Origin of the sequence: Allochromatium humboldtianum, assembly GCF_013385175.1 — a bacterium.
In the GTDB taxonomy this organism is placed as follows: Bacteria; Pseudomonadota; Gammaproteobacteria; order Chromatiales; family Chromatiaceae; genus Thermochromatium; species Thermochromatium humboldtianum.
On the sequence record NZ_JABZEO010000001.1, the window covers coordinates 397,508 to 404,166 of the forward strand.

The 6,659-nt window shown below is 62.2% G+C and carries 8 protein-coding genes; all 8 read left to right on the forward strand.

Annotation, left to right across the window (positions count from 1 at the left end):
- Nucleotides 1-4 precede the first annotated feature (4 nt).
- The 8 genes from HW932_RS01955 to HW932_RS01990 all read left to right on the forward strand — a co-directional run bounded on the left by HW932_RS01955 (nt 5) and on the right by HW932_RS01990 (nt 6,645).
- Nucleotides 5-442: a hypothetical protein gene (locus HW932_RS01955; protein WP_176974815.1), complete on the forward strand. Its 438-nt coding sequence runs from the start codon at nt 5-7 to the stop codon at nt 440-442.
- A gap of 68 nt (nt 443-510) precedes the next feature.
- Nucleotides 511-672: an anaerobic ribonucleoside-triphosphate reductase gene (nrdD, locus tag HW932_RS01960; protein ID WP_176974816.1), complete on the forward strand. Its 162-nt coding sequence runs from the start codon at nt 511-513 to the stop codon at nt 670-672.
- Nucleotides 669-863: a hypothetical protein gene (locus tag HW932_RS01965; protein WP_176974817.1), complete on the forward strand. Its 195-nt coding sequence runs from the start codon at nt 669-671 to the stop codon at nt 861-863. The genes nrdD and HW932_RS01965 overlap by 4 nt, the downstream gene beginning before the upstream one ends.
- The gene (locus HW932_RS01970) at nt 863-1,225 is read left to right on the forward strand and encodes a hypothetical protein (RefSeq protein ID WP_176974818.1); all 363 of its coding nucleotides are present in this window, start codon (nt 863-865) and stop codon (nt 1,223-1,225) included. Before HW932_RS01965 ends, HW932_RS01970 begins: the two co-directional genes overlap by 1 nt.
- Nucleotides 1,222-1,572: a YcbK family protein gene (locus HW932_RS01975; RefSeq protein ID WP_222932182.1), complete on the forward strand. Its 351-nt coding sequence runs from the start codon at nt 1,222-1,224 to the stop codon at nt 1,570-1,572. Before HW932_RS01970 ends, HW932_RS01975 begins: the two co-directional genes overlap by 4 nt.
- Before the next feature lie 3 nt (nt 1,573-1,575).
- Nucleotides 1,576-4,122: a hypothetical protein gene (locus HW932_RS01980; RefSeq protein ID WP_176974819.1), complete on the forward strand. Its 2,547-nt coding sequence runs from the start codon at nt 1,576-1,578 to the stop codon at nt 4,120-4,122.
- A complete protein-coding gene (locus HW932_RS22070) occupies nt 4,115-6,226 on the forward strand; it encodes a phage tail tip fiber protein (RefSeq protein ID WP_176974820.1) in 2,112 nt (703 codons plus the stop codon). Before HW932_RS01980 ends, HW932_RS22070 begins: the two co-directional genes overlap by 8 nt.
- The gene (locus HW932_RS01990) at nt 6,223-6,645 is read left to right on the forward strand and encodes a tail fiber assembly protein (RefSeq protein WP_222932183.1); all 423 of its coding nucleotides are present in this window, start codon (nt 6,223-6,225) and stop codon (nt 6,643-6,645) included. Before HW932_RS22070 ends, HW932_RS01990 begins: the two co-directional genes overlap by 4 nt.
- Nucleotides 6,646-6,659 lie beyond the last annotated feature (14 nt).

Sequence of the window (6,659 nt, forward strand, 5' to 3'; positions counted from 1 at the left end):
CGATATGTTGTTCTACTGCTACTCGCGTAGTGACGGTTCTTTCCAAGGCAGCGGGGTCACTGAGATCCAGAACGCCGAGGTCGGCTCAACAACCATGATGTATGACGGCGATGCCGATACGCCACGGTACTTCGATGGCGATCGGTGGGGCGATACGCCGACGCCGCACGGGCCTCCAGCCGCTGTGCTTCCCCCACTTCCCGTGCCCGACAAAGTGAGCCGGTTCCAGGCGCGTGCCGCGCTGCACATGCATGGGTTGCTTGCATCTGTGGAAGCCTTGATGGCTGATCCTGAGACAGATCCAATCGCGCGAATCGCCTGGCAGGATGCGCAGGAGTTTCGGCGCCATTCACCGACGGTCGAGGCTATTTCAACCTTGCTCGAACTGACAGCGGAGCAGATCGATACGCTGTTTGTTACGGCAGGGTACATCGAGGCGTAAGTCATTCTGCTCAGCCCCAGTCTACTGCCCAGTAAAATGGGCCTCATTCCTCTGCCTGGGGCGATTTGATGAGCGAGCGAACGAATACCGAGCTACAAGATCAGGAGCGTACCCCGTGTGAAATCTGGAGTCGGGTCATGGGCTATCATCGACCGATTTCAGCGTACAACAAAGGCAAGCTCCAAGAGCACAAAGACCGTTGCTTCTTCAAAGAGGAGCGCGCGCGATGAATGTTTTGCTTTCCCAACTTGTCGGGACGCTGATCACCCAACTGGCTCCGAATGTAGCACGGGCGGCCGTCAAGGCGATTCTTGATGTCGTTGAGCAGGCCATCTTGGATAGCCAGACCAAGACGGATGATGCGATTTTGCTGCCCATCATCCGCGCGATTCGGGAGACCTACGAGTTGGAGCGTGATTGATGGACGAGCTTACCTCCAATGTGCCTATCCCCCCGGTGCATTGCGGTACGGACGTCTACTATCGGATCGGGACTCAGGTTCATGACCATGAGGCCCGTATCCGGCTCCTAGAGCGTGACACCGTGATGCTGCTAGAGAGTACCAAGCGCTTGACGGATTCCGTGGGAAACCTTCGGGAGGCTCAAGAGAAGGCCCAGCTACGAACCGAGGAGAAGCTCGACGGTATTGATGCCCGTCTTTCAGCGCACGTTATCGCCGAAACAGGGAGCGTCCGGCGATTGTTCTCGTCTTCCATTCTCCAATTTTTGGTGGTCGTTTCAGGGCTGTTGTACCTGATTTTTGAAACACGGTTGGCGGGATGAAGATGGGCGACCTTTCTGCGCATTTCTCAAAGCACGAATTTCGTTCCCGTGATGGGGCTGAGCACCCGATTGATCCACGACTGATTGAGATGTTGGAGCGCGTACGCGCGCATTTCAACAGCGCTGTAATCATCACGAGCGGCTACCGTTCGCCGGAGTACAACCGCAAAGTAGGCGGGGCGCGCAACAGCTATCACACCAAGGGCATGGCGGCGGACATTCAGGTTCGGGGGGTTCATCCCAGGGAAGTGTACGCTTTCTGCGATCGTGAGTTTGCCAATGGGGGCGTGGGTCAATACAAGACGTTTACACACGTTGACTGCCGCGGCCACAAGGCGCGCTGGTAATCCATGAAGCTCTCGACCCCGCGCTTCAAAGGCGTTGCGCCCAAGATCCCGCCTCGGTTCCTGCCCGAGGATATGGCGCAGGTCGCCGAGGACGTCGAAGCGGCGGGGACGTCGCTTAAGCCGTTGCGAGCGCTCGGGCCTGCGGTTGCTTCGGCCATCGCGGGAGCGAAGACACTCTATCGATTCCGCCAGAATGACCTGAGTGCCGCGCCCCAGTGGTTCGCCTGGGAGCATGAGGTCGATGTGGTGCGCTCGCAGATTGCGGGCGACGAGCATGAGTGGACGTTCTACACCGGGGACGGGGCGCCCAAGGCGACCAACAAGAACCTGGCCCCGAACTCCGGTGGCCCGCCCGCGCAGTCGATCCCGCTCGGGGTCCAGCCGCCGAGCCAGGCACCGGGAGCGACCGAGCAGGAGTACGCCTACGAGACCGAACCGGCGACGTTGACGATCACTTTGGGGGAGATCAGCTCATTTACGAACCGTTTTGGTCTCAAAGTCAGCCTGGACGGCGGGCAGACGTTCACCCATGACGTAGCCCTCACGGGCGAGATCACCGCGTCTTCGGTGGCCGATGCGTTGAACGGGGTGGCGGGTCTGACGGCGGAAGTCGTCGGCGGCAACGTGGTGGTCAAGACCTCGGAGGCCGGACGGGATGTGTCGATCCACATCAAGTACGCCGAGGACGACTATACACGCAAGTCCGGGCAGGGGCAGGATGCCTGGCCCCCACGTTTGCGGATCTATCAGGCGCACGTCAGCACAATCGCCGGGTGGGTCGCCGACAAGGGAGGACGGGTGTTCCTGCACATCCACCGCAACGACCCTGTACCTGAAGTCGTGCATCACTTTCCGCGCGGGGCGTTCAACGCGCAGATCCTCGTCGACATGCTCAATGCGACCGGATTCCTGGTGGCGGGGATGGATGGGAGCGACGTGTATGTCGAGACGTTCCACCCGCACATCGGGGAGGGGGCGCATCTGGGGCTGGCCTTCTGGCAGGAGAACCGAAACCACAATCTCACCTTCGACGCGCACGGTAATGACCCGCACTACGCTGAAGTCACGCTGAACAGCACGGATCTGTCGTTGCTCAATAGCGAGGACGACATCCAGTATTCGTTGGATGAGGGCGCGACCTACACCACGATCCAGGTCAGCAGCACGACGCCTGCGGCGGTGGCGGCGGTGTTCAACGACGAACCGCATCTGGTCGCGGTCACCAATGGCACCAGCGTGGTCATCAAGACCGCGGCTATTGGGTACATGGCGCCTCCTCCAGGGCACCCGCATAGCCGAGTCACGCTGGATGTGCGGTACAAGACCACCACCGCCAATGTTCTGCTGGCGACTGGCCGGACCTTGGACGTGCTTTCCAAGGAGACACGGGTCTACGCCTACACCTGGGTGTCCAAAGTCGACGATTGGGAGCGGGAATCGGCCCCTTCGCCGCCGAGTGAGTCGGTTGACGTCTATCCGAAGCAAGCCGTATCGGTCAGCCTTCCGTCCGGCCCGTCCGAGGCGCAGGTGACGCACTGGCGCCTGTACCGGTCGGTCAACGGCGCCTACTTGTTCGTTGGGGAGGAGAGCGTCAGTACGACGAGTCTCGTGGATGGCGTCACAGCGGACGGGTTGGGTGAGGAGATGCCGTCGATGACTTGGACGCCGCCCCCGGACGATCTTCAGGGGCTGATCAACCTCCCTAACGGCATGATGGCGGGGTTCACCGGGCGCGACCTGCATTTCTGCGAGCCTTACCATCCGCACGCCTGGCCTGAGAACTACCAGCAGACCATCGACTACCCAGTGGTGGGCCTTGGTCGCATGGATACGACGCTCGCGGTCCTGACCACGGGCGTCCCGTACATCATCCAGGGCAGTCACCCGGATGTGCTGGTGGCGGTCAAGTCGGACCTGGAGCAGGCGTGTGTCTCCAAGCGCTCAATCGTCTCCATGAACGGGTCGGTGTTCTACGCCAGCCCGGACGGACTCATGCGCCTGTCGCCGAGCGGTTCGGAGCTGGTGACGGGGGCGCTCCTGACGCGCGAGCAGTGGCGGGCGCTGAATCCCGAGGCGCTGCACGCCTACAGCCATGATGGGAAGTACATCGCACTGTACGGAGATCGTCCTGGCGGCTTTGTGTTCGACACCCGTGAGGGGCAGCTCTATTTCCATCGGCGAGACGGTGTGTCGGCGGCGTATGCCGACCTTCAGGCCGACCGCTTATACACCGTGGCGGGCGCGGCTATTCGTGCTTGGGGCGAGGGCGATCCGGTGACGGGCGTGTGGCGGTCCAAGTTGTTCACCTTCCCGCAGATCACCGGATTCTCCTGCGCCCAGGTCGAAGCGGAAGGACCGCCCCCGGACCCGCCGATCATCTGCACGGTCTTCGCCGGAGGGCAAACGATTCTGGAGCACGCTGTTACCGGTCGTGATCCGTTCCGCCTTCCGGCTGTGCAGGCGCGGGCGTGGCAGTTCGAGCTGACGGTCCCGGTGGAGATTTTCAACGTCGCGATTGCGCAGGCGATGTCGGAGATTGCCAGTGTCTAAGTCCAGTCTGCCTACCGTCACCAGCGATATTCCCCGTGATCTGCGTCTGTTCGTCGATCGGGTTCGCGAGGCGTTCGATGGGGGCTTTGCCACCAGGAGCGACGTGGCCCGCATCGTCGGGCGGGCGTTCGGAAAAGACCCGGATGAAGGGGACGAGGGCTGGCTTGATGTCGACATCGACAAGCTCATCGATCTGCTGGAAGAGCGGATCGCCGACAGTGAGATTGTCCGGTATCTCAACGAACGCATCGATCTGATCCAGCTCCCGGAGACGCGAATCAGAGCGATGACGGCGGCGCTGGAGGAGCGCTTCTCGCTTCTCAATGCGGAGGTGAACGCCACGATTCGCGAGCTGGTCGACGGCGGGACCGATATCACGATCGGCGGGCAGGGTGGTTACACCTCGCTTCGAGCGCTGAAGGTGGCAGGGGATCTCAACTCGGCGGCGATCATGCAGCTCAACACGGTGACCGAGGACTCCGGGTCGGTCACGGCGCGCACACTGTACGGGATCGAGGCGGCGATCTACGATGAGGAGACCGGGCTGGCCGAATCCCACGCGCGCATTACGCGCGAGGAGACCGCACGAGCGGAAGAGGATGCGGCCCTGGCCACCCAGATCCAGGAGATCGGCGCCACGGTCGAGACCGAGACAGGTCGGATCGAAGGGCTGATCATGGATGAGCGTGAGGCGCGGGTCGATGAGATCGGAGCGGTAGTCACGGACCTCACGGCGCTCACCGGGCGGGTGGGGACCAATGAGGGGTCAATCGCCGACCTGAACGACATCTCCGTCACCTCCGGATCAGTGAACGCCCGTCAGACCGCGCAGCTCACGGCCACAATCAATGACCCGGATACCGGATTGGCGAAGGCGCACGCCGAGATCACCAGCGTGCGCGAGGCGTATGTGTCGGCTGATCAGGCGCTGACCAACCAGATCACGGGGCTGACCGCCACCCTGGAAGACCAGGAGGCGATGGTCCGGCAGCTCGATCAGGCGATGGTGGGTTACTGCACGCTGGCAGGCCACACCACGCGCGAGGTTTGTGAAGCCGCAGGCGGCACCTGGCTTGTCCGACCGCTGGCTGAGGCTGTGCGCCAGGTCTCGGTGTCGAGCGGCGGGAACACGCTCTCGATCGAGCAACTCATGCGCGCTTCGGTGGGAGCCGATGGGACGACGACCGGGCTGATCGGCCTGAAGATCGACCACAGCGGATACATCTCCGGGTTTGGGCTGTCGTCGCAGATCATCAACGGTCAGGCCGTCAGCCATTTCGTCGTCAACGCGGATATGTTCGCTATCGGCAGCCCCTCGCGCGGCGGCACGCATACGGCGCAGTACCCGTTCATCGTATCGACGTCGACGTCGATCATCAATGGGGAAACCGTGCCTGCGGGCGTCTACATGCGCGAGGCGTTTATCCGCAACGGCTCGATCACCTCAGCGAAGATCGGGGATGCGGCGATTACCTCAGCGAAGATCCAGAGCCTATGGGCGGGCAAGATCACGTCGGGGAGCATCGCGGTCGACACGGAGCTGCGCTCGACGAACTACCAATCCGGGGTGCAGGGTTGGATGCTCCGGGGCGATGGCCAGGTCGAGTTCAACCTGGCAGGCAATCAGTTCAAGATCCGCGACATCGTCAATGGGCAGGCGGTCACACCGTTTCGGGTGCAAGGTGGGGTCGTTTACATCGATCAGTTGAAGGTCGGCAGCGCCAATCTGCTGTCGAACGCCGTCACGAACGTCGCGGGGGCGTCGGCGAATGGGTGGATGCCTTCGCTTTCACTCCCGTTGTCGGAGCCGGGGACGCAGGTCTTGGTCATCGCCACGGCGAACGTCTTCAACTACAGCCCCGTGATGACGGAAGCGCACATGAATCTCAGCGTGGGTTCGATGACCGGGTACCATGAGGTTGGCGCCTCGTTTGATGTAGGTACCGCCGTCACGCTGACGGCGGCGGGCATCTTCTCGCCGTCGGTCAGTTCCCCCTGGAACGCCGCCGTCGGGGCGTTCATTTGGGGGCGCACGGGCGGCGGGCTTGATCCTGGCGTAACGCTGGGCGCGGCCTCGATTACAGCGATTGCGTTCAAGCGATGAGTACCTTGTTCACGGTGTACGAAACTCTGACCGGGCGAGTCGTGATGTCCGGCGAGACGGATGGCGCGCTCCCCACCACGGGGGAGGGGCAAACCTTGGTGGCTGGCGTGCGCGCCGATCCGGTGACTGATCGGGTTGTTGTGCGCGAGGGCGTGTTGCAGGTCGAAACCCTTCCACCGCGCCCGTCCATGCACCATGAGTTCGACTTCCAGGCGGACACCTGGAAGATCCCTTCAGAGCGGGCGACATTCCTTGCTCGCCTTGAGCGAGATCGTCGACTCAAAGCGTCTGATTGGACTCAACTCTCGGACGCTCCGGGCGTGGCCAGAAACGAGTGGCAGCGTTACCGGCAGGCACTGCGCGACGTCCCGGCCCAGCCTGGTTTTCCTGAGCATATCGAGTGGCCGACGCCGCCGTGACGACTCCGGCTGAT